General features: G+C 59.8%; 17 protein-coding genes. 5 read left to right on the top strand and 12 right to left on the bottom strand.

Going from position 1 to position 21395, the window contains the following annotated elements; genetic code table 11:
* Positions 1–82: 82 nt before the first annotated feature.
* Together sucC and RIE53_03520 are read left to right on the top strand one after the other, a co-directional pair.
* Positions 83–1255: an ADP-forming succinate--CoA ligase subunit beta gene (gene sucC, locus RIE53_03525; protein MEQ9103745.1), complete on the top strand. Its 1173-nt coding sequence runs from the start codon at positions 83–85 to the stop codon at positions 1253–1255.
* Positions 1256–1292: 37 nt separating this feature from the next.
* The gene (locus tag RIE53_03520) at positions 1293–2258 is read left to right on the top strand and encodes an ABC transporter ATP-binding protein (GenBank protein ID MEQ9103744.1); all 966 of its coding nucleotides are present in this window, start codon (positions 1293–1295) and stop codon (positions 2256–2258) included.
* A 265-nt stretch (positions 2259–2523) separates the two neighbouring features.
* Here RIE53_03520 and RIE53_03515 read toward each other — a convergent pair whose 3' ends face one another.
* From RIE53_03515 to RIE53_03475, 9 genes are all read right to left on the bottom strand, one after another.
* A complete protein-coding gene (locus RIE53_03515; protein ID MEQ9103743.1) occupies positions 2524–2757 on the bottom strand; it encodes a BON domain-containing protein in 234 nt (77 codons plus the stop codon).
* A gap of 23 nt (positions 2758–2780) precedes the next feature.
* Positions 2781–5384, bottom strand: a complete 2604-nt coding sequence (locus RIE53_03510; protein MEQ9103742.1) for a putative LPS assembly protein LptD — start codon at positions 5382–5384, stop codon at positions 2781–2783.
* On the bottom strand, positions 5374–6378 hold the full coding sequence (locus RIE53_03505) for an ROK family protein (protein MEQ9103741.1): 1005 nt from the start codon (positions 6376–6378) through the stop codon (positions 5374–5376). The genes RIE53_03510 and RIE53_03505 overlap by 11 nt, the downstream gene beginning before the upstream one ends.
* Positions 6379–6392: 14 nt before the next feature.
* Positions 6393–6701: a septum formation initiator family protein gene (locus tag RIE53_03500; protein MEQ9103740.1), complete on the bottom strand. Its 309-nt coding sequence runs from the start codon at positions 6699–6701 to the stop codon at positions 6393–6395.
* Between the two features lie 11 nt (positions 6702–6712).
* On the bottom strand, positions 6713–8002 hold the full coding sequence (eno, locus tag RIE53_03495) for a phosphopyruvate hydratase (protein MEQ9103739.1): 1290 nt from the start codon (positions 8000–8002) through the stop codon (positions 6713–6715).
* Positions 8003–8102: 100 nt separating this feature from the next.
* Positions 8103–9434, bottom strand: coding sequence for a tetratricopeptide repeat protein (locus RIE53_03490; GenBank protein ID MEQ9103738.1), 1332 nt, complete (start codon positions 9432–9434; stop codon positions 8103–8105).
* 42 nt (positions 9435–9476) lie between these two features.
* Positions 9477–10775 (bottom strand): hypothetical protein, encoded by a 1299-nt coding sequence (locus tag RIE53_03485; protein MEQ9103737.1) that lies wholly within the window; start codon positions 10773–10775, stop codon positions 9477–9479.
* 3 nt (positions 10776–10778) lie between these two features.
* Complete coding sequence (locus RIE53_03480) at positions 10779–11930, bottom strand: hypothetical protein (protein MEQ9103736.1); 1152 nt, start codon at positions 11928–11930, stop codon at positions 10779–10781.
* Between the two features lie 116 nt (positions 11931–12046).
* On the bottom strand, positions 12047–12823 hold the full coding sequence (locus RIE53_03475; protein ID MEQ9103735.1) for a glycogen/starch synthase: 777 nt from the start codon (positions 12821–12823) through the stop codon (positions 12047–12049).
* Positions 12824–13012: 189 nt separating this feature from the next.
* Between RIE53_03475 and RIE53_03470 the strand changes: the two genes are divergently transcribed.
* Entirely contained in the window at positions 13013–13453 is a 441-nt protein-coding gene (locus RIE53_03470; protein ID MEQ9103734.1) for a thiol-disulfide oxidoreductase DCC family protein, read from the top strand.
* On the opposite strand, the gene RIE53_03465 is transcribed toward RIE53_03470, so the two are convergent.
* On the bottom strand, positions 13404–16802 hold the full coding sequence (locus RIE53_03465) for a DUF4175 family protein (protein ID MEQ9103733.1): 3399 nt from the start codon (positions 16800–16802) through the stop codon (positions 13404–13406). The two genes, RIE53_03470 and RIE53_03465, sit on opposite strands and share 50 nt — an antisense overlap.
* Positions 16803–16888: 86 nt before the next feature.
* On the opposite strand from RIE53_03465, the gene RIE53_03460 reads away from it, so the two are divergent.
* Together RIE53_03460 and RIE53_03455 are read left to right on the top strand one after the other, a co-directional pair.
* Complete coding sequence (locus RIE53_03460) at positions 16889–18169, top strand: glucose-1-phosphate adenylyltransferase (GenBank protein ID MEQ9103732.1); 1281 nt, start codon at positions 16889–16891, stop codon at positions 18167–18169.
* Between the two features lie 191 nt (positions 18170–18360).
* Entirely contained in the window at positions 18361–20184 is a 1824-nt protein-coding gene (locus tag RIE53_03455) for a TonB-dependent receptor plug domain-containing protein (GenBank protein ID MEQ9103731.1), read from the top strand.
* Here RIE53_03455 and RIE53_03450 read toward each other — a convergent pair.
* Together RIE53_03450 and pyrF are read right to left on the bottom strand one after the other, a co-directional pair.
* The gene (locus RIE53_03450; protein ID MEQ9103730.1) at positions 20167–20538 is read right to left on the bottom strand and encodes a putative quinol monooxygenase; all 372 of its coding nucleotides are present in this window, start codon (positions 20536–20538) and stop codon (positions 20167–20169) included. The genes RIE53_03455 and RIE53_03450 overlap by 18 nt on opposite strands.
* Positions 20535–21350, bottom strand: a complete 816-nt coding sequence (pyrF, locus tag RIE53_03445) for an orotidine-5'-phosphate decarboxylase (protein ID MEQ9103729.1) — start codon at positions 21348–21350, stop codon at positions 20535–20537. Before pyrF ends, RIE53_03450 begins: the two co-directional genes overlap by 4 nt.
* Positions 21351–21395 lie beyond the last annotated feature (45 nt).

Raw genomic sequence — 21395 nt, 5'->3', positions numbered from 1 at the left:
CGGGACCTCTGTTTGTGGTCCTGCAAGGCCGACTTTTCGGCTGTAGTTTCTTAGGATTGTCAACGTACGAATTCCAGAATCCATGAAAGTCCACGAGTACCAGGCGAAAGATCTTCTTGCATCGTATGGCGTAGCCGTCCAACCCGGAATTGTAGCTGCTTCGGTAGACGAGGCTGTAGCAGCCGCCCGGAAAATGAACGCCGAAACAGGTACGGACCTGTTCGTCGTGAAGGCCCAGATCCATGCCGGAGGCCGGGGAAAGGGCGGAGGCGTCAAATTGGCGCGTGGTATTGATGAGGTCCGGGAGAAGGCGGCCGCCATTCTGGGTATGCAGCTGGTGACGCACCAGACCGGTCCGGAAGGTCAGAAGGTCCGTCGGGTGCTGATCGCCGATGCCGTGGATATCGACAAGGAATTCTACCTCGGCATCACGCTGGACAGGCAGGCGAATATGCCGGTCATCATGGCGTCCACCGAAGGCGGTGTGGAAATCGAAACGGTCGCTGAGGAAACGCCTGAAAAGATCCTGAAGGAATGGGTAGACCCGTTGATTGGTCTGCAGGGTTTCCAGGCGCGGAAAATTGCCTTCGGACTCGGTTTGGAAGGGCAGGCGTTCAAGTCGGCCGTCAAGTTCATCATGGCCCTGTATCGGGCGTATCACGAAGCTGATTGTACGCTGGCTGAAATCAATCCACTCACGCTGACCAAGCAGGGCGACGTGCTGGCCATCGATGCCAAAATGGATCTGGATGACAATGCGATGTTCCGCCACAAGGATTACGCGGAATTGCGGGATGTCGACGAAGAAGATCCGCTCGAGGTGGAAGCCGGAAAGCACAACCTGAACTACATCAAGTTGGATGGCAATGTCGGATGCATGGTGAATGGTGCCGGACTGGCCATGGGTACCATGGACATCATCAAGTTGGCAGGCGGGGATCCGGCCAATTTTCTCGATGTCGGAGGAACGGCAAGTCCGGAGACCGTGGAAGCCGGCTTCCGGATCATCCTTTCGGATCCGAACGTGAAGGTGCTCCTCGTGAATATTTTCGGCGGCATTGTACGCTGTGACCGTGTTGCCAAGGGAATTGTCCAGGCGGCCCGGAATGTGGACATCACCATCCCGTTGATCGTTCGTCTGCAGGGTACCAATGCAGAGGAAGCCAAGGTCATCCTGGATGAGAGTGGACTCGCCGTGCGTACGGCCATCCAGTTCCAGGAAGCCGCCGACAAGGTGAACCAGGCGCTGTCCTGACGTGGAGGTCCACGGCGCACATGTTCAGACCTTCGACGTGCGTCGCACGTTCGGCGGACTCGTTGCCGTGGATGGACTCACGCTGGACATCCCACCAGGCTCCTTTTTTTCCTTGCTCGGTCCAAGCGGTTGCGGGAAGTCAACGACCCTCCGCATGGTTGCGGGGTTCGAACCGCTCGATTCCGGTCGCATCCTTCTGGATGGGACGGATATCTCGGGACTCTCCGCGCGGAAGCGGCCCACGGCCATGGTATTCCAGAACTACGCGCTGTTTCCGCACATGACAGTCGGTCGCAATGTGGGATACGGCCTGTCGGTACGCCGCGTAGCGAAGTCGGAAATCCGGAAACGAGTCCAGGATGCGCTTGAGCGTGTGGACATGGTGGAATACCAGGATTCGCCCGTAACGTCCCTTTCCGGCGGACAGCAGCAACGTGTCGCATTGGCGCGGGCCGTAGCCGTGGAACCCAAGGTTATCCTGTTTGACGAGCCCTTGTCCAACCTGGACGTGGCCTTGCGGCACCAGACCAGGCGCGAGTTGAAAGCGTTGCAGCACCGCATTGGACTGACGAGCATTTACGTGACCCACGACCAGGAGGAGGCCATGGCTCTCAGCGACCGTATAGCGGTCATGCGGGCGGGGCGGATTGTGGAGTGGGGCAAGCCCGAGGACCTTTACAGGGAACCGCAGAGTGCGTTCGTGGCCTCTTTCCTCGGTGGCGCCAACGTTCTGACCGACGCGCGAAGTATAAAGGACCTGGTTGGAATCGATCGCCCCGGGCCGGACAAGGCCCTTGTGGTCCGCGCGGAAGACCTGGTTCCCTCCCCGGACGGCGTGCCGGTGCGTGTGGAAAGTCGGCAATTCCTGGGCTTCGTAACGGAGCTCGTGGTACGATCAGGGGAGGAGTTGCTGCGCGCACTTATTCCGGGTGCCTACAACCCGTCGTCGGATGACATGCGCCTTTCCGTTCGTCACTTCCGCTTCGTGGACAACGACTTCTAGGGCGTGTTCACACTACGCCAGAACCTGCTGTAGCTATCAGAAATGGCGTTTATCACGGCGAGAGGAGTGAAGTATGGCAGCGTCATACGAGCGACGAACAACACAGAGAAACGCCATTTCCGACGCTACCCGAAGGGACGGGGCCAATTTGGCACCCACCGGCGTTGTCCTCCCCTCGAGTAACGCTGCTACACTTCGGCTCGTCCGCCTTGGCGGGCACCAAATTGGCCGCCGTCAGCGGGCTCTGGCGTAGTGTGAACACGCCCTAAGGCTTGACCTCAAGCTCGCTGATGACTGACAGGACGTCCGGAACGTCCGAGGCCAGTTGCAGGATGGACCGGATGTCCGCCTCCGTCGGTACGCTGCCGGCAATCGTTACGACCCGGTCCTGCACCTTGAACAGCAGATTGTCGACCCCGGCCAATGCGAGTTGGTCCTCGAAGAGCCGGAGCAACGCCGTGGCGATTTCCCGGTCCAGCGACTGCACCGTCAATTCCATACGTATACGTCCCGGAATGACCATTACAACAAGGATCCGAATCGATCGCGAACGTCCGACTTGGGTTGCCGGATACGGAGAAGATCGCGCAAGTGGCCGCTCTTGACGTGCAGATCGAATCCCCAGGACTGATAATTCCCGAACGGAATCCAGTTGAACGACATCTGCCAGCAGTCGAAATCCCGAGCCAGTGCCAAGTTGGAAGTCACCAGCTCCTGACGTTCGAAGTCGTAACCGGTTCGCCCGGTAACTTTCCAATTGGGTGTCAGGCTGAGATCGAAGGAGCTGTTCACGGTCGCCCGCCGGATGGTCTGGACGCCTGTATTCACCATTCCCCAGGACAGGTCCAGACTCAAGGACCAAGGAATGGAAAAATCCGTCTGCGGCGACGTCATGGTGTTCTGCAGGATCTGTCCGGTCATCTGTCCAGTACCTGGAACCATGCTTCCGCGTGGCGCCGTCAGTGGCCGGTCCCCGGAACCCCGCCGACTCCGTAGCGACGTGCGCATGGTGATGTCGGCGGATGTCAGGCGGCCAAAGGGTGTCCTCAGGGAGAAGGCCTGCGCATTGATGGTCCGTCCGGACGGATCCACATCATAGGCCGAGAACGTGCTGCGGGCATCCACATCCACTTTGCCGAGAAGCCGGGTCCGGGCCGTAAGACGCACATCATTGAATTTGAGCGAATCGGCAGCAAAATTGTAGCTGGTGGAGGCTGACAGGTCCAACAACTTCAGGGTCTGAAGTCGCCCGTCCGCCGGAGCGTCGGGATCGCTGCGACGGGTTTCGAAGGTGTTGTTCAAGGAAAACGTGAGGGCCTGCTGCTTGCCACGTCCCACACCTGGAACAGCGGCATAGGTAACCGATTCACCGTCTGCATCGGTATAGGTCCGGGTGTACCCGAATCGTTCGGCATAAAAATCCGGGCGGAACGTGAATCCCACATTCGGTCGCAGGGTGTGGCGAAGCCCGTCGAACCCGAAGGCCGACACTGGGAAGAGACCGTAGAACACGGTGCTCCCGGAAAGGGACGTATTGTATTGTCTCAGCGCAAAGAACTCCGCTTCGGACTCCGACTGCACACCCGAGGAATCCGGCGCGAGCGATCGGGTTTCGGTGCGGATGAACCAGTCTTCCGTATAGTTGACCGCCGGCGACAGGTTCAGATTGACGGCACCCAATCCCGGTATTCGCCGCACGGAAAAGGGGGCGGAAACGGGAATCCGGTGGCTGGCCTGGAAAGAAAATGGATCCGTTCCATTGGTCGCCCGCCGATAGTCTTCGGGAGATCGGAGGGCATCCCACCATGTGATATCTTCCGCGCCCGGGTCATCCGGGAATGACGCTTTCGGTGAGAAACTGAACCGATTGTCCACATTGAAGGAATAGCTCATGGTAAGCTTGTCCCGTATGCCTTCCTGTTGGCCCGGCGCGCGTCCATCCGTGCTGAACGGTTTGAAGCTGCTCTGTGAGAAACGGAACGAAGGAAGCGTCATGGATACCTGCCCGGTCGCGAGTTGCTGGCGTTGATCCAGTTGCACGGACAGGTTCTGGCCGGTCCATCGTTTTGAAAAACGGAGGGTCGACTGGATATCCTGCCGGATCCGGTCATCATATTGCTGCGATACCGCGCGCAGGTACGTGGATGACGACAAGTTCACGCCGGCATTCATATTTGCGGACTGGCCGATGGTCTGGTTGTGCGTCCAGCGAAACGAGCCGGTCTGTCGGATGGAGAACGCAGGGTCGCCTCTCACGCCGCTCCGGAAGCGCGCGTAATCAATCCGGGTTTGACCATCGAAGCCATATCGTTTGTTGTAGCGGTACAGGACACGCGATTCCCAACTGCCCTGCGTCCAGAATCCGGCCTGGAGTTGGAGGTCCATGTAGTCATTCATCGCAAAGTACCATCCGAAATCACGCAGGTAGAATCCGAATTGGTCTTCCCCGTACGTAGGAGGAAGGGGGCCTGAACGGCGGGTGTCCTGGGCGGGCAGGAAACCGAAGGGCAGCCAGAGCGGGGTAGGGATGTTGTAGAGGTACAGTTGGATGGGCCCCGTGTAGATCCACTTCCGATTGATGAGCTTCATCTTGTCCGACCGCAAGGAGTAGGACGGATCCTCCACGCAGGCACAGGTGGTATAGGCCCCGTCCCGGACGTAGAGCGTACTGTCTTCCCCGGCGGTTACCGATGCGGCACGTATGAACCCTTCCTCGATGGCGGTCTGCGCTCCGACCACGCGTCCGCGGCGACTGACCATATCGAAAAAAAGGGAGTCCCCGGTGAATGCTTCCGAACCCTGTGTAAAGGTCGGCCGGCCAATCCAACCGGTCGTGTCCTGTCTGCCACTGGCCCGCAGCCGGTCCTTGTCGAAAAACAGGTTGATGGCAAAAGCATTGAGTCGGGCTTCCTCATAGGAAACCTCGGCCTCGCCGAACAGGGTGGCGGTCCTGGCGTCGCTTCCCAGGACAATGACCAGGGAGTCCGCCGCAGAGAACACGACCGGTTCGGACAGTTCATTCCCGTCGACGGACTGCGCGTGGAGACGAACGGAAGAAAGGGTCAGAAAAACGATGAAGGCGAGGCACCGGGAGAGGGGTGCGCCACCGCAGGTCCTACGGTGCACGGTGCACGGTTCCGGAATGGAAACCTTTTTCGTCAACGTGTTGGAAAATAAGATGTGCGGCTCCAAGCATACCGACGTCATTTCCGGCGGTTTCCTGGACCACTTCGAGATCGTCGGCCAACGCCGGGAGAACGAACGACGGCAGGGTCCGGCGGGTGGCATCCAGAATGAGGTCACCAGCACCCGAGAGCCCACCACCCACAACGAATTTGCGGATGTCCAGCAGATTGGCGGCCGAACCCAGGACGCATCCCAGTTTATGGCCGGCCCAGGCCAATACTTCACGGGCACCCTCGTCACCGGACATCGCCGCATCGTACAGCATTTTCGGTGTGATCCCCATCAAATCGGGACCCGCCATCTGGTGGAGGAGGCTGTCCTTGCGATTCATCAATCGGTATCGTGCATGCCGGGAAAGGAACCGCTGCCCGAGATAGGCTTCAATGGCCCCCGAGACGCCACTGCGCGCCACAGGTCCCTCATAATCGATGGTCATGTGACCGATTTCACCGGCGGCGCCCGTGGAGCCGCGGAAAATGCGATTCTGATAGATGATGGCACCTCCGACGCCCGTCCCGAGGGTGACCATGATGAACGAGTCGAACTGTTTGCCGGCTCCGTAGTGAGCCGATCCCAGGCCGGCGGCATTGGCATCGTTTTCCACCATGGTCAGCATCGTGCTGTCCAGTCGCGAGGCCAATTCCTTGCCCAGGTGTACGACCTCCCAACCCGGAAAATTCGGCGGCCAGGATACGGTCGTGCGATCCCAACTGATGGCACCCGGGGCACCCACGCCGACACCGGCCAAGGTGGCGTGACCGGCCTCCGCAGAGAGCGTCCGGACGAGATCGGCGATGGTGTCCAGAATGTAGGCCGGACCACGATCGGCATCCGTATCGGCAATCCGTTCCGCCAGCAACCCGGTTTCCGAAGATACGAGACCGGCCTTGATGGCCGTTCCACCCAGGTCGATTCCAATGGCAAGTTGGGGCATGGACATCGTCATGTTCACGGGTGGGCCTCAATCGGGTAAACGGTCTCGTCCTCCCGCTGCATACCGTACTCCTCCCTGGCTATCCGCTCCACTTCGTCGTCGGTAAGGGGCCGCGAGAGCTTGGTTTCCAATTCCTCGATCTCCGCGGCAATGGCCGCATTGTGCGCACTCAGTCGTGCATGTTCACGATGCAACTGTACACGGGTCCACAGGCTGTGGCTGTCCAGGAAGAGGAACCAGAAAATGGCACCGATCCCCAAACCCAGCAGAACCAACCGACGTCGGGCAAGAAAAAAGCTCTTGATGTCGGAAATCCAGGTCATGGTGCCAGGGTTCAGCGCCGGAATCGGAACGTGTCCATCCCGGAATATACGGCAGCTGTACCGAGCTGTTCTTCTATGCGCAGCAACTGGTTGTATTTCGCGAGGCGATCGGATCGACTGGCCGAGCCGGTCTTGATCTGGCCACTGTTCACGGCGACGGCGAGGTCGGCAATCGTGGTGTCTTCGGTTTCGCCGGACCGGTGGGAGATGACTGCCGTGAAGCCGTTCTTGTGAGCCAACTCGATGGCTGACAAGGTTTCCGACAACGTACCTATCTGATTGAGTTTGATCAGGATGGAGTTCGCGGACCGTTCTTTGATGCCGCGTTGCAGGAATTCCGTGTTGGTCACGAACAGGTCATCACCTACAATCTGGACGGACTCACCGATGGCCGCGGTCAGCTTGCTCCAGCCGCTCCAGTCGTTTTCGGCCATGCCGTCCTCAATGGATACAATGGGATACCGCTTGACCCAGTCGGCCCAGAACTCGACCATTTCGTCGGAACTGCGCACGCGGGAAGGATCGCTTTTCCAGAACTGGTAACCGCCATCCAGGGCCATTTCCGACGTTGCCGGATCGAGCGCGAGGTGGATGTCTTCTCCCGGCCGATATCCGGCCCGTTCAACGGCTTTCAGGATGACTTCCACCGCCTCCTCGTTGGACGAGAGATTAGGGGCAAATCCGCCTTCGTCACCCACGGCCGTGCTGTGTCCCATGTCAGACAGCACCTTCTTCAAATGGTGGAACACTTCCGACCCCATGCGCAGGGCCTCAGAGAAGGACGATGCGCCCGTCGGCATGATCATGAACTCCTGCATGTCGACGCTGTTGTCGGCATGTCGCCCACCATTGATGATGTTCATCATGGGAACGGGCAATTCCCGGGCGCCGGCGCCCCCCAGATACCGATACAGGGGAAGACCGGCGGCATCGGCCGCTGCGTTCGCCACGGCCAGCGATACGCCGAGAATGGCGTTCGCTCCGAGTCGGCTCTTGTTGCGCGTACCGTCCAGTTCAATAAGGTGCTCGTCGATCTCCATCTGATCGAATACGAACCATCCGTCCAGTTCGGGCGCAATGATCTCGTTGACATTCTCGACGGCTTTCATGACGCCCTTGCCCATGTACCGTTCGGGATCCCCGTCCCGGAGTTCAACCGCTTCGTGCTCTCCGGTGGAGGCACCACTGGGAACGGCGGCCCGACCCATGAATCCATCTTCGGTGACAACTTCAACTTCGACCGTCGGATTCCCGCGGCTGTCGAAGATCTGGCGGGCGTGGACATCAAGGATTTGGGACATGCGAATTAGCGTTGGGATGGGTTTTCAGGCCAAAAAAGTGGGGGCGGAACACGCGTGTGTTCCGCCCCCGAAATATACCGAATGATCAGGTCAACTGCCGTCAACGAACGGTGGTCGATTCATTGATCCATGTATAGCAACCGAAGTCGATGGCAAATCGGTCGCCGGGATTCCAGTTCTTGAAGAACTTGTCTTCAGCGGTCGGGAAGAACCGGGCGATGTTCGAGACGCGGCTGCGGGCCTGCTGAGCAATCCGATCGTCGGCTGCGCGGGCTGCTGCCCGTTCAAAGTAGTCGGCCGCGAGCCAGTAAACGGCTCGGTCCTCACGCTCGAACGATCCGCAGCCCTGGACGGCCGAGACGTACAGGTCGCCGATGGCAATCAGCGCAATGGCGTAATTGGGGTCTGCACTCAGTGCTTCCCTGAAGGCCGTACGTGCACGCGCCAACCGTCCTTCCTGCTGATGGGCGATGCCGATGTTGTAGTACACCTCACGGGCAGACTCCATGCCGCCCTCCATGGTGAGGGATTCCTCGTAGAGGCGAATGGCATCGTCAGAGTCTCCATCCTCCAGGCGCATCTTGCCCACAACGCGATACAGTCGCGCAGAAGGGGAGGTCTGCATGACGGATTCGGACAACTCATAGGCCAGGTCGCGCATCCCTTCCTGCATGTAGAGCTCAAGGAGTTCTTCCTTCAGTTCCGAATCGTCAGGATTCTTTTCAATCTGGCCCTCGAGGAAGGAAATCCGCTCGGCGGGTGACGTGAACAGCTGTCCGCGCCACTGGTCGATCAAGTCCTGCAGTTCCTGGTTGTCCGGGAAGTCGGATTCCACGCGGTCCATGAAGTCGACGGCCGACGCCTTGTCTTCCTTCCGCACGAAGTCATCGATGATGAAGTTGATGTAATAGGACTGCAGGCTCTCCTTGTCGAGTTCGTAGGTCTGCAGATAGAGGCTGCCGACTTCGGATTGCAGATCGGGGAGGTCCGCACCGTGGGTCTGGATGAATCGACCCTTGTTGAAGATCCACCAGGACTCGCTTACTTCAGCGCCAGCAGCCGACAACTCGGGCACGGCTACATCGTGGATGTAGAGCGCGCTGTCGAGGTAGGCGCGGCGCAGCTCCGGATCTTCCAGGGACGTGGCAATACCGGTGTAGGCCTCCACGGCACGACGGTAATTGCGGTCGGAATTCGTCGGGAATGCCGGGGCGCACTTCAGGATCCAACGCAAATACGGAAGCGCCGTCTCGTAGCTCTCGATCTTGAAGTCCTCGTAATAGAGGCTGTAGTTCATCCGGATGGTGTTCTCGTCGGCGGCTTCGCATTCATTCTGGGCGAAGGCAGCCTTGGAAACGCCTGTGGTGGCGAACAATGCCATCAGCAGCGTCAGCATGACGATTTTCGGATTGGGTGCGTTCTTCCTGATCATGGTGGTCTTTGAATGACTGATGAAGGTAAGATCCTGGTCCTGTCAGCCGAGTGGCAAGCGGTCGAACCAACGTTCACCAAAATTTATGTTTATACCGAATTTCATGTACCGATCCCTGACGAGACCATCGGAGGTCGTCCCTCGACGCCCGACATCCAGATTCAGATCAATAGTCGTGCCGGGAATGCCGGTTGGAACGCTGACGCCCCCGGTTACACCGACGGACCGGATCTGTTCTGAAGGATGCGGCGAAACATACGACTCGTCCATGTAAACGCCCATTCTGTACGCCATTCGTACGAAATAGGGGCCGAACGGACGTCGTGCTCCGGGCCAGTATTCGAATCCGGCCGCCAGTCTGGTGCGGTCCATCACGCCCTGGTTCCCCGCTCCGACGCCGGGCAGGGAAAAGTCCGAAGAAAGGGACGACCATCGTTCATGGTGTACATCGGCGACTACAGTCCACTCCGTCGCTGGTTGGAACATGAGGCCGAAAAGGATGCGTACGGGCAGATCGATATTCCCGGATCCGACGACGGTAAGGGTATCGGACGTGGACCCGGCGTCCAACGTCAGCGTCCGTTCGCCGGAGAGCGTCGAGGGGAGTGTCACGGACAGACCCATGGCTATCGGACGATCCCATCCAAGGATACCCTGTCGCTGGAACCGGAGTCCCAGTGTGGCCGATGCACCACTGAGGCGGGTATTGTTGGATATGTCGCTGTCCGTGAATCGTACATTGTTGAAGGTGGTCCGTTGGGCTTCTTCCAGCAGGCCGAAGACGTACGAGACGGCCAGTCCGGCAGACAGGTTGGGCGTGAGCCGCTGCCCCAATGCCCCTGTCATTTGATAAAGACCCCCGTTTCCCTGGAAAGTTGTCAGTACGGGGGTTTCCGTTCCGTCGGCGACAATGCTCGTGGTCTTGTCAATCCGGTAGTTCACATGAGTGAACGGTTCGAGCGACAGACCGATGCCTGTCTTGCGCGTCCGGATGGGGAAGCTGATGTGCACGGCATTGAACCGCCCCGAATTCAGTATGCTGTCGTCGAGACCGGTTTCGGAGGAGGTAAGGCGCTCCATGGTCATTCCACCGTTCACACGGGTGAAAAACTGATCGGCCAGACCCGCCGGATTCGCGAGGTTCGCGTACCGGAACGATCCGAGCGCCGAGCCGGCATGACCCATCGCCTGGGACTGGGAGGACAGGAAAAACGCACGCTCACCGAGTCCGAAACGGGAGTAGACCGAGCCGTCTGAACGGCTCTGGGCCATGGACAAGGATGCGCCCGTGAAGACAAGAAGGGCGATGGCCGCCAAGGCAGGTCGGGTAAACTTCAGCATGGCTCAATCAAGCGGAGTATGGGTAACGATCAGGCGAGGGCCACCGCCGGCCGATGGTCCACCCGTCAGCGACAACGATCCGACGGTTGAGCTGCCGGTCGGGATATACAGCTCGAAACGGTCGAACTCGGACAAGCCGAGGACGGCTTGCTGCATGATCCGCGTGATGATGGGGTCCTCGAACACCACAGATCCGTCTTCGGCCGCCTGCACGGTCAGCAGTGGCAGGCGGACGGAATTGTCCGCAGTCACCGCCCGGAGTCCGATAGCCGGTGGCACAGGGCGTGCAAATCCCTGGGGATCCTCTGCTTGTGGCGTGTACACCTGGGCCCGTACCACGGCCTGATGGACGGCCATGGAGGGCAGGTCCGGAAATTTCAGTGTGACGGTATTGCGGCCGGCATCCTGGAGCACGACCGCACCCGCCGGTCCGCCGGTCGGATCGGCGGGCAGCGTGGTCAATACTTTTGACATGGCGAACGATACCGTGTCGCCGGCCACGGCCGATGCACGCATGCGGGAGTTGACCAGGTTGAATCCGACCACGGCATTGCCCGAGAGACCCCGGATGCGGAAGCCGTGGAAATCGTCCTGGAAGGTCGTGGACCGGAGAACGGCCCCATTGACGGCGACCCATTCGTCCGGCATGACAACCCGTACCGTCCGGGAGATCGGGTTGACATCGAAGGCCTGGATGGGTGAACCGACCGTCAACGTGGTATCGGCACGACGACCGACGCTCGTCCATGCCGTCGAAATGTCCGATACGTCCATTCCAAGGGTCCGGGTCGTATCACCGTGGACGTAATCGATATCCAGAAGCAGCTCCACATACGAAACCGTGCCCGAGGTAAAGGACGCGGGGAAGGTCCCGGACGGTACGAAGTCAACGAATCCATTGGCGGTGAAGACGCCGATCCTCGGATCGTCCACAAGCCCGGCGAGGGCCCGCGTGGCACCGGTTGTGATGTCCCCGCCGGTGATATCCGCGGGCCCATCGGCCGCAAAAGTCACGGCATCGTGGGTTTCCACCAGCGCATCGCCGGCTTGGGCATCGACCAGACCGATACCTACGTTTGAGGGGTCATCACTGCATCCGGTGGAGAGGAGCGTGGCAAGAATCAGGAACAGGGCTGTCGCTGGAGGACGGTACATTCAGTCGTCAATATGAAACGAGCGTACAAACCGAAAACCCCACTGACCGAGGCCGATGGGGTTTTCGACGAGTTCACCTACAATGCACTGCTGGAGTGTCAGGTTTCCCGCTGTGATCAGACAGCTACGACCGGCCGGATGGAGTCGTAAAGGGCCATGGCCTGGTCGCGCTGTTCTTCGATGGTCCCTTTGAATACCGGATGACCTTCAGCAAGCGCTTCCAGCTGTTCCGGGAAAATGACGCCATCCGCATACCGCATGCCAATCCGGTTCGGGCTGAGCCCGACAAGGTCAGCATCGGCCTCAAGGCTCAGCCCGGCGATATCACCTTCCTTCAGCGCGCCGTCGAATTCCACGACTTGCGGGGTATATGCAATCTTGGCATCCTTGAACAATTCGTCGTTGGCGAATTCCGTCCGCAGGACATAGGGCACGAACCCGCTCATCCAACCGAAGGCGTGAACCAGATCCGGTTGCCAACCCAGGTTCCGGATGGTCCGGATGACACTCCTGGAGAAAAAAGCGGCCCGTTCCAGGTTGTCCTCGAACAGCTTGCCCTGACGGTCCGCAAAAATGCCCTTCCGTTTGAAGTAGTGGACATTGTCCATGAAGTAGACCTGGAGCCGGATGCCCGGGATGGAGGCCACCTTGACGCGGAGGGTTTCCACGCGTTCTCCCAGTCGAATTTCGCTTCCTGACAATCGGATGACCTCATGCAGCCGATTTCTTCGTTCACTGACCGTAGCATAGCGCGGCATCATGATCCGCGTCTCATACTCACCTGTCTCGTGAAGCGCTTCCGGAAGATTGCGGGCAAGGCCGGCAATGAACGACGTTTCGGAAAAAGGAGCGACTTCTCCTGAAATGACCAGTATCCTTTTCGGGTTTGCCATACCTGTAGCGTTTGTTGGAACGAAGGATGGGCGACCGATTGACCAGGCTCCTGCACCGGAGGCCGAAGAAAGGTCTCCATCCAGCTTCACACGAACACTAAAAATACCACATTTGAATTGTTTTTACAAGATTCACATGTGATCTACCTGTACAGGAAGCATTCGAACGGGGTGGGCGTTCCAAGGACGATGCCTTCCCATCCGATCATACTCTTCGATGGCGTCTGCAATCTGTGCAATGCCAGTGTCAATTTCGTGATTGACCGTGACCCCCATGCCGTTTTCCGGTTCGGTGCATTGCAGTCCGAGGAGGGCAGGCGGGTGCTCGCGCAGTCCCGAGTGGATGAGGCCTGGCTGGACAGTATTGTCCTGATTGACGGGGACGGCGTCCATACGGCATCGGATGCGGCGTTGAGGATTGCATCCCGGATGCCGTTTCCATGGTCCTGGCTTCGCGTGTTCCGTATCGTGCCCCGGGCTTTGAGGGACGCCGTATATCATTGGGTAGCCCGCAACCGCTACCGCTGGTTCGGGAAGCAGGAGACCTGTCGGATACCGACACCCGAGCTGCAGGCGCGGTTCATTGACGCGGGTCCTGCTGCTGAAGCAATTCGAAATAGCGCCGGATGAGGACCTGGTAGTCTTCCGCGTAACCTGACTCCAGGGCGCGGATGAGATCCCGACGGAGTCGCTCCGCCTGTTCGGATTGCGTCAGATCGGCCGGGCTGTCCCGGAGGATTTCCTCAGCGGTCCGACCTTCCCGCTTGTTCTCGCGGCCACGCTGTTCCAGGGAGCGCGAGGCCTCCAGCAACCGGGTCAGGATTTCCTGTTGCCGCTCTACGGTCTGTCGGTTGACCCGCGAGCCCTGCAGTTCCTCAATGGTTTCCTGCATTTGATCGGCAATGCGGTTGAGGTCACCCAAGGCCTTGTTCCGGAGTTCACGGTTCCGACTCAGTTCACGGAGCTGCTGACGGATCTGCTCCTGTTGGGCGCCCATTTGTCGGAGCCGTTCGGTCATGTCCTGGGTCAGTCGGTTCCCCTGCATGTCGTTGAGCAGCTGCTGGATCTGTTGATTGATCTGTTGCTGCTGCTGGCCCATGTTCTGGAGCTGTTCCATCATCTGCTCCATGGACATGTTGCTCTGGCCGGCACCGGATGCATTGTTCATCTGGTTGAGCAATTCGGACAGGAGCAGCGCCAATTCATTCATGTGCGTCATGGAGGTGCGCTGATGATTCACGGCGCGCCGGGCCGCCCGCTCCGTCAACGCCGACGTCGCTTCCGACATTTGCCGGAGCGCACTGCCGGTCTCCTCCTGGATGGTCCTGGACATCTGAGGAACTTCACGGGCAATGCGCTGCAGCGAATCGGCCACGACGCTCAGGCCTTCACTCAAGCGCACCTGAAGTTGGGCTGCATCCCTGAGTTGGGGGGAGTCGACGGCATAGCCGGTCACGTCCACCCGCAACTGCTCCTGTCCCACGGACAGGGTAAGCACGTCTTCCAGGGCAGACCGGATGCCGGCCAGATTGAGCTGCATCTGTGCCCCCGCAGCGTTCATCTGCATATTGGACAGGTCTCCCGACAATTGATCCAGTTGTTCGGACATCTCCTGCTGTTGCTGCTGGGCCTGATTCATGTCGCCCTGGCGCATCTGCTCCGCATTCTCCTTCATTTTCTGCGGGATCTCCTGATCCTGCGTGTCTTCGAGAAGATCCTGCATTTCTTCGGTCGGCTGATTCTTCAGCTCTTCCATGCGCTCCCGGATCTCTTCCATCTTTTCCTCCAGGGCGGTCATCTCTTCCGACGCTTGCTCCTGTTGTTTGGCAAGATCCTCGGCCTTTTCCTGGGCATTCTCCGCCTGGGTCTCTTCCGCCAGTTTTTCTTCGGTCCGGGCAAGATCTTCGGCGCGTCGCTCCACTTCCTCGAGGTCCTGCTGCACGCGGAAGTTTTTGAACAGATTCAGTGACCGCTCCAGCCTCTCTTGATACTGTTGCTCGGAGAACTCGAATTTCTCCATCGCTTCCTGCATCTGGTTCGGATTCATCTGCTCGATGGACTCCTGCATTTCACGGAGGGCCTCCATCAAATCCGGAGTCCGGACTTCCTCGACGACCTGTTGCAGTTCTTCGAACGTATTGAGGGTTTCCTCCGAGACGAGGTCGTTACGGGACATTTCGTCGGCCAACTCCTCCATTTTCTGGGAAACGGCTTCGACGGCTTCTTCCATTTGCTTCTGCTGCTCCTGGAGTTGCTCCAACGCACGCTCTTCCTGCCACTCGGCTTCCGTCTTCTGCATGAGATTGCGACGCAGCTCCTCGAAGTCCTCCCGCGCTTTCTGCGCCTTCTCCATCAATTCCTCAAGACTCTCTTCCGTGTCGTCTTCCAGGTTGTCCACCGCTTCGTATTTCTCGGCAATGGACGGCATGCGCAGCCGATGGACGCGGGTTTGCGCCCGCTTCGGGCCGGTCACGGTATCGTTGTCGGTGATTTCAGCGTAGTACTCGACGACATCTCCGGGAGCAAGCACGAGGCCAGTCGTGGACGACACGTTCCATTCATGGCTGAACTCCTGGTCCAGGAGATAGGGCTCGGTCAGGGGCAGCTCCGTGGATGAGAAGGTCTCCTGGACGGTACCGAATCGGCTCTCCGCCAGCCTCCAATGGAGTGTCAGCGACCGGAAACCGAAATCATCCGTGAAGTGGAGCAGCACGAACGCACGCTGGTCATCATCCAGATTGGTCAGGGGCTCGGGCGCCAGGATGGAAATGGACGGTGCGCCGTCACGGACCGCCGTTATCCGATAGGGGATGGGTGTGGCGTTGGACACGCCCTCCGTCGAACGCAACGTGACGTGGTAGGCATCGGAATCCCGGATGACGAATGATGCCGTGGCCATGCCGGCCTCCAGATCCAGGGCGATGGAATCTCCCGATGCGAACGCGATCCAACCTTGACCGACTTCGGCGCCGGCCGTCCGGATACGCGGTCTGACGACGGTACCAGCCAATGCAGTCACGTCTCCGACGTTGGGCTCAAGGACGCGGGCCGGTATGCGTGTGTAGCCCGGATGGAGCAGTTCCAGCTGGAGTTGCTGTACGATGGGACGGTTCACGACATGCACGTCATACCACTCCGATGCGATTCCTGCTGCAGTGACCCGGTAGCGGAAGGGCTGGAGGATGTCAGGGAATTCCATGGACCAGGAAGCCGGACCCGTGGCCTGGACATCCAGGATCTGTGGGCGCGATTCGCCCGTGATGAGGCGTTCCACCACGGGAGCCACGTCCGGAATGGCGCCGTCCGCTGCCACGCTGACGACAAGGGACTCCCCGGCGACACGCTCTGCATGGCCAGGCGAAACACGGAGCGAGAACGGAGCCGGCTTCTCGAACGTGGTACCGGGGTGCAGGAGTCGCTCCGAAGCGGACAGGAAAACGCTCGGAGCGGCCAGGAGGAAGACCAGAAGGATGGACACGGGTAGCACACTCCACCGGAACAGGGGGTTCACGGAACGGAATTCCTCAATCCGTTCCCAGGAAACGCGATCGAGTGGTCGGGCCAGCCGCTGGACCGCCTGGTCCACGAAATCCGGTGGCGCATCGGAATGCTGACCTGCGGACAGCTGCAGCAAATTGATGAGGGAGTCGCCGACAAGGGCTTCGCGACGCCCCATCAAGCGGGCCACGTCCATGTCATGCAATCCAGGCAATAGTCCCATCCCGCGGGCGACCGGAACGACTATCCACGCTGTCAGGGCCCCCAAAACGGCGACGCCGGCCACGGCCAGCAAGACCGAACGGATGGAAGGCGGGGTCCAGAGCAACGCTTCCAGGATGGAAAGCACTGACCAGAGGCCTGCAAGGACCGTAAAAAGCAGGATGGTTCCCCGGAGGAGGGCCACCTGGACCATGCGTTTCCTGGCCTGGCGCAAGCCATCCCGAATCCGCGCCACCAAATCCTGTGATTCCTTGCTCATAGTGGCCCGTGTACCGACCCTTGGTGCCGGGGGTTTCACGATTTCACAACTTGACGGGTGCATCGGCACGCAGTACACTGTACCTCATGCCGTATGATCCTGCAAATACGCTGGCCATCATCCTGGGCGGAGGCGCAGGTACACGCCTGTATCCCTTGACGCAAATGCGTTCAAAGCCCGCGGTTCCCCTTGCGGGAAAATACCGGCTTATCGACATACCGGTCTCCAACTGCATCAATTCCGATATCAATCGGATCTTTGTCCTGACGCAGTTCAACTCGGCGAGCCTGAACCGGCATATTTCCCAGGCCTATCGGTTCGACCGATTCAGGGACGGGTTCGTGAACATCCTGGCTGCCGAACAGACCCCTGACTCGAAGGAGTGGTTCCAGGGAACGGCCGATGCGGTTCGTCAGGTCATGCAGCACCTGGTCAACTACCGGTATGAGCATGTGCTCATCCTTTCCGGAGATCAACTGTATACCATGGACTACCGGCTCATGCTGAATGCCCATGTCAGCTCCGGCGCGGATATCAGTATTGCCACCATTCCCGTTCACGCCGACCATGCTCCCGGATTCGGCATCCTGAAGACCGACGAAGACGGATTCATCACGGAGTTCCACGAGAAGCCTTCAGCGGACTCGTTGGCTGGAAAGGAAAGCCCGGTTTCGCCTTCCATGACGGCCGCCGGGCGTACCTTCCTGGCTTCCATGGGCATTTATGTGTTCAGCAGGGGTGTGCTCAAGAAACTGTTGGATGATGCGCCCGGTGCCCACGACTTCGGCAAGGGGATAATCCCGAATGCTATTGGCTCACAACGGGTTGCTTCCTATGCATTCGACGGGTACTGGAGCGACATCGGGACCATCCGGTCATTCTTTGATGCCAACTTGATGTTGGCCGGTCAGTCGCCCGAATTCGACATGTACAATCCCCGCATGCCGATCTACACAAATGCCCGCATGCTCCCGCCGGCAAAAATCGAGAAGTCATTCGTGGAGAATTCCCTGGTGGCTGAGGCCAGTGTCATCGGGAATGCCAAGATCACGAACTGCGTCATCGGGATCCGGTCCTTCATCGGTAACAACGTTACCATGAGCAACACCATCATGATGGGGGCGGATTTTTTCCGCTGGCATGATCCGGACATTCGGCCGACCACGCTGGGTCCGGCATTTCCGGGAGTGGGGGACGATACGGTGATCGAGCATGCCATCATTGACCGGAATGCCAGCATTGGCAAGGGATGCGTCATCCGGAACCGGGACGGGTTGACGGAAGCCGATGGACCGAACTGGTGCATCCGGGACGGCATTGTGGTCATCCCGAAAAACGCCACGATTCCCGACGGGACCATCATTTGATGGGTCGGGTGGGTTCCGGATGGACACGTCGCGTCGCACGGGCCTTCCTGTACCTGTGTCTCTTTGCCGACGTGTGTTCAGCTCAGGATGGGAGTACGCTTCCTCCGGATTCATTGCGCCAGTATGATCTGGCGGGAATCGTCATTTCAGCCGGCGCTGAGCCTCGCTCGACCTTTCCGAACGGCTCGTCCGTGTATCGTACCTCCCTGGCTCGACTGGCAGGCTTGGGTGGCGTCGGAGTGGCCGACGTCCTGGAGCTGGTTCCCGGAGCCCACATCCAGACCAACTCCCGCGGAGAACACCTGGTCTACATCCGGGGCGCCGGCGAGCGGCAAGTATCCTTGCTGCTCGACGGCGCCCCACTGAACATTCCGTGGGACAATCGTATGGATCTGGACATGCTTCCGGCGTCCGTGCTGGGTGGAATGACGGTGGTCCGGGGAATTGCGTCGTCGTCGTTCGGACCCAACACGGCTGGCGGTGTCATCCAGTTGGAGACCCGGTCGGTCCTGGATCCGGAGGGCCTGGTAGAGATGGAGGTACGTGCTGGAACAGGCCAGGAGCGGCATGTCCACGGATTGGTGTCCGGATCCGGTCGCGCCTGGTCCTGGATCGGCATGGCCTCCCTGCTCGGACGCAGCGGACTTCCCGTACCTGACAATGCGGAATTGCCCTTCAACCAGGCAGGACGCTGGCGAACCAATACCGACATGCACAGGGGAACCGTGTTCGGACGTGTGTCGTGGTCCAATCGGCTCGCCTTCTCGATCCTGCACGTCGACGGGCGGAAAGGCGTGGCACCCGAAGGACATCTTCCAGCGGAATCCGGAGCAGTCCGCTATTGGCGGTATCCCGACTGGACGTTCTCGACCCTCATTGCCGGAGGACGCCCGCTCCCCGGTTGGGATCTTTCCCTGTGGTGGACCCGGTTCGGGCAGGTCATCCACGACTTCCCCGACGGCAACTATGCCGCACCGGACGGGCGACAGCAGGATCGGGACCGGTCCGTCGGTTTCCGGTCCCGGACACAATCGACATGGCGCGGAGCGCGGGTGACATGGTCGCTTTTCGGTACGGGGTCAACCCATCATCAACGGGACATGCCACTCCCGGAGGGAAGCGTGCCTGGACTCAACGAACAATTCGGTCAGATCCTGCTGTCGTCCGGAGTGGATGTTGCAGGCAGGCTGGGGTCGGCGATGCGGTGGGGTGCAGGCGGGAGCCTCGATGCACAGTTCATGCCTGTGACCGGAGAAAAACCCCGACGGGATCCATTCCTGGACTGGACGGCTCATGCCACCTGGCAGTATCGTCATGGGGACCACTGGTGGCTCCAGGCCGCAGCCGGAAAGAAAGCACGTTTTCCGACGCTGCGGGAATTGTTCGGTGAGGCCTTGCACCGATTCGTTGTAAATCCGGGACTTCGGCCGGAGTCCGTGTGGATGGGCGAATGGACCCTGGGGTATGCGCGGGACATCATGGGCCTGGAAGTCACGGCGTTTCATCGACGATCCCGTCACACGATTGATCAGGAGTGGGTGCAAACCTTGGAAGGGACGAAGCGACGGCGTGTCAACCTGGACGGAAGTCATACCACCGGAGTCGAAAGCGTCGTCGGTATCTCGATGCCCGGGCGGGTTCGAATGGATGCACACGCCTCCGTCATGTGGCATCGGGCACGTCAGGATGGCGCGTCGGTACGCATGATCGAAAAGCCGGAGAGGCTGGGTAGGGTGGATGTGGAACGTACGTTCCTGCAGCGATGGGCGGTACGGGCGTCGGTGTCCTACCGCGGGCCTTCCTGGGGCATGTCTCCGTCACCCGGTACGGATCGACTGGAAGGTGCAGCAACGCTGGACGGCCAGGTCCGCTGGCGGTCGGTCGTCTCGGACGCAGGGACGTTCGTGGATATCCGGATCGGTGTCCGGAACATCCTGGATGCGGTCGTGGAGCCACAGACCGGGTTGCCGGCCCCGGGAAGATCGCTCCACGCCGGACTATCGGTTACGCTTTGACGCGGGCTCCTGCGTAGTGCTGACAGGTCCGTAGCTCTCGGCACGTGGGGGGGCGGCGAACAGCGCTTTGGTCAGCGACCAGGTCTTGCGGAAGAACGGCGTCTGCCGGTAGGCCTCCAAGGCGGCTTCGGATTTCCAGACGCTGAATGTGGCGTACACGTCGGGCCACTGTGCGTCGCGCATGAGTTCAACGTGCAGACAGCCGGGTTGCCGGCGGATATCGGCCACGACATCCGCGAAAATCTCCAGGAACTCGGGCACGGCTTCGGTACGGAAGGTCATGCGAACGACGCGATGCAGGCCGGTCTGCGCGGTTGGTCCGCGCTGTTCCAACGATTCCCGCTGCTCCGTCATGGCTGCACCTCGCGGAGTTCGTCGGCCAGTTGTCGGGTGGCCCGGGCAGCGGCGGCTGCGTAATCCCGATCCTGCGAAGCGTAGATGATTCCACGACTGCTGTTGACCAGTACCGGACCTCCTCCGTTGGCCTGCATGACGGCTCCCGGCGCGCCTCCCTGGGCACCTACACCGGGAATGAGGAAAGGGGTGTCGGGCAGGATCCGGCGCAGATGGGCCAGCGCATCGAGGTCCGTGGCTCCGACGACCAGACCTGCCTCGGCCGGCAGCGCGGACGCCCAATCGGCAGCGGATCGTGCCACGTGCTCGTACAGCGGCCTACCGGCAACGTCCATCCGCTGGAAATCATCACCTCCCGGATTGGACGTCCGGGCCAGGATGAACGCGCACGTACCCGCATGTTGAAGGAAGGGCTCCACTGAATCGCGGCCCATGTACGGGGCGACGGTTACACTGTCGAATCCCAGATCAGCAAACACGGACGATGCATAGAAGGAGGCTGAGTTGCCGATGTCTCCCCGTTTGGCATCGGCGATGGTAAGCGCATGGTTTCTGGCCTCGGCTACCGTCTCGGACAGGATGTCCAGCCCCGTGGACCCGAGCGCCTCGAAGAAGGCAAAATTGAATTTGTAAGCGCAAGCCGACTCCTTGGTGGCCCGGATGATTTGCAGGCAGAACTCCCGGGTGGCAACATGGGGATCGGTACCGAGGTGGGTCGGCAGCCGTGACGGATCGGGGTCCAGGCCGACGCAGACCACGGATCGACGTTCCGTCTGCAGGGCCATCAGCCGGGATGAAAAAGTCGCGTTCACAGAAAATTGATGATGATTGAATTCGTGTTCCAGTGCGCTGAACAG

It is taken from the genome of Rhodothermales bacterium (assembly GCA_040221055.1).
GTDB lineage: Bacteria > Bacteroidota > Rhodothermia > Rhodothermales > UBA10348 > 1-14-0-65-60-17.
Note: the sequence above shows the minus strand (reverse complement) of the source record. Positions and strands in the feature narration are given on the sequence as shown.

Bases quoted from the DNA above. Each gene is read 5' to 3' on its own strand.
- sucC (MEQ9103745.1), top strand. From the start codon at position 83: ATGAAAGTCCACGAGTACCAGGCGAAAGATCTTCTTGCATCGTATGGC.
- RIE53_03515 (MEQ9103743.1), bottom strand. From the start codon at position 2,757: ATGGAATTGACGGTGCAGTCGCTGGACCGGGAAATCGCCACGGCGTTG.
- RIE53_03505 (MEQ9103741.1), bottom strand. From the start codon at position 6,378: ATGCCCCAACTTGCCATTGGAATCGACCTGGGTGGAACGGCCATCAAG.
- RIE53_03500 (MEQ9103740.1), bottom strand. From the start codon at position 6,701: ATGACCTGGATTTCCGACATCAAGAGCTTTTTTCTTGCCCGACGTCGG.
- eno (MEQ9103739.1), bottom strand. From the start codon at position 8,002: ATGTCCCAAATCCTTGATGTCCACGCCCGCCAGATCTTCGACAGCCGC.
- RIE53_03490 (MEQ9103738.1), bottom strand. From the start codon at position 9,434: ATGATCAGGAAGAACGCACCCAATCCGAAAATCGTCATGCTGACGCTG.
- RIE53_03485 (MEQ9103737.1), bottom strand. From the start codon at position 10,775: ATGCTGAAGTTTACCCGACCTGCCTTGGCGGCCATCGCCCTTCTTGTC.
- RIE53_03480 (MEQ9103736.1), bottom strand. From the start codon at position 11,930: ATGTACCGTCCTCCAGCGACAGCCCTGTTCCTGATTCTTGCCACGCTC.
- RIE53_03475 (MEQ9103735.1), bottom strand. From the start codon at position 12,823: ATGGCAAACCCGAAAAGGATACTGGTCATTTCAGGAGAAGTCGCTCCT.
- RIE53_03470 (MEQ9103734.1), top strand. From the start codon at position 13,013: ATGCCTTCCCATCCGATCATACTCTTCGATGGCGTCTGCAATCTGTGC.
- RIE53_03465 (MEQ9103733.1), bottom strand. From the start codon at position 16,802: ATGAGCAAGGAATCACAGGATTTGGTGGCGCGGATTCGGGATGGCTTG.
- RIE53_03460 (MEQ9103732.1), top strand. From the start codon at position 16,889: ATGCCGTATGATCCTGCAAATACGCTGGCCATCATCCTGGGCGGAGGC.
- RIE53_03450 (MEQ9103730.1), bottom strand. From the start codon at position 20,538: ATGACGGAGCAGCGGGAATCGTTGGAACAGCGCGGACCAACCGCGCAG.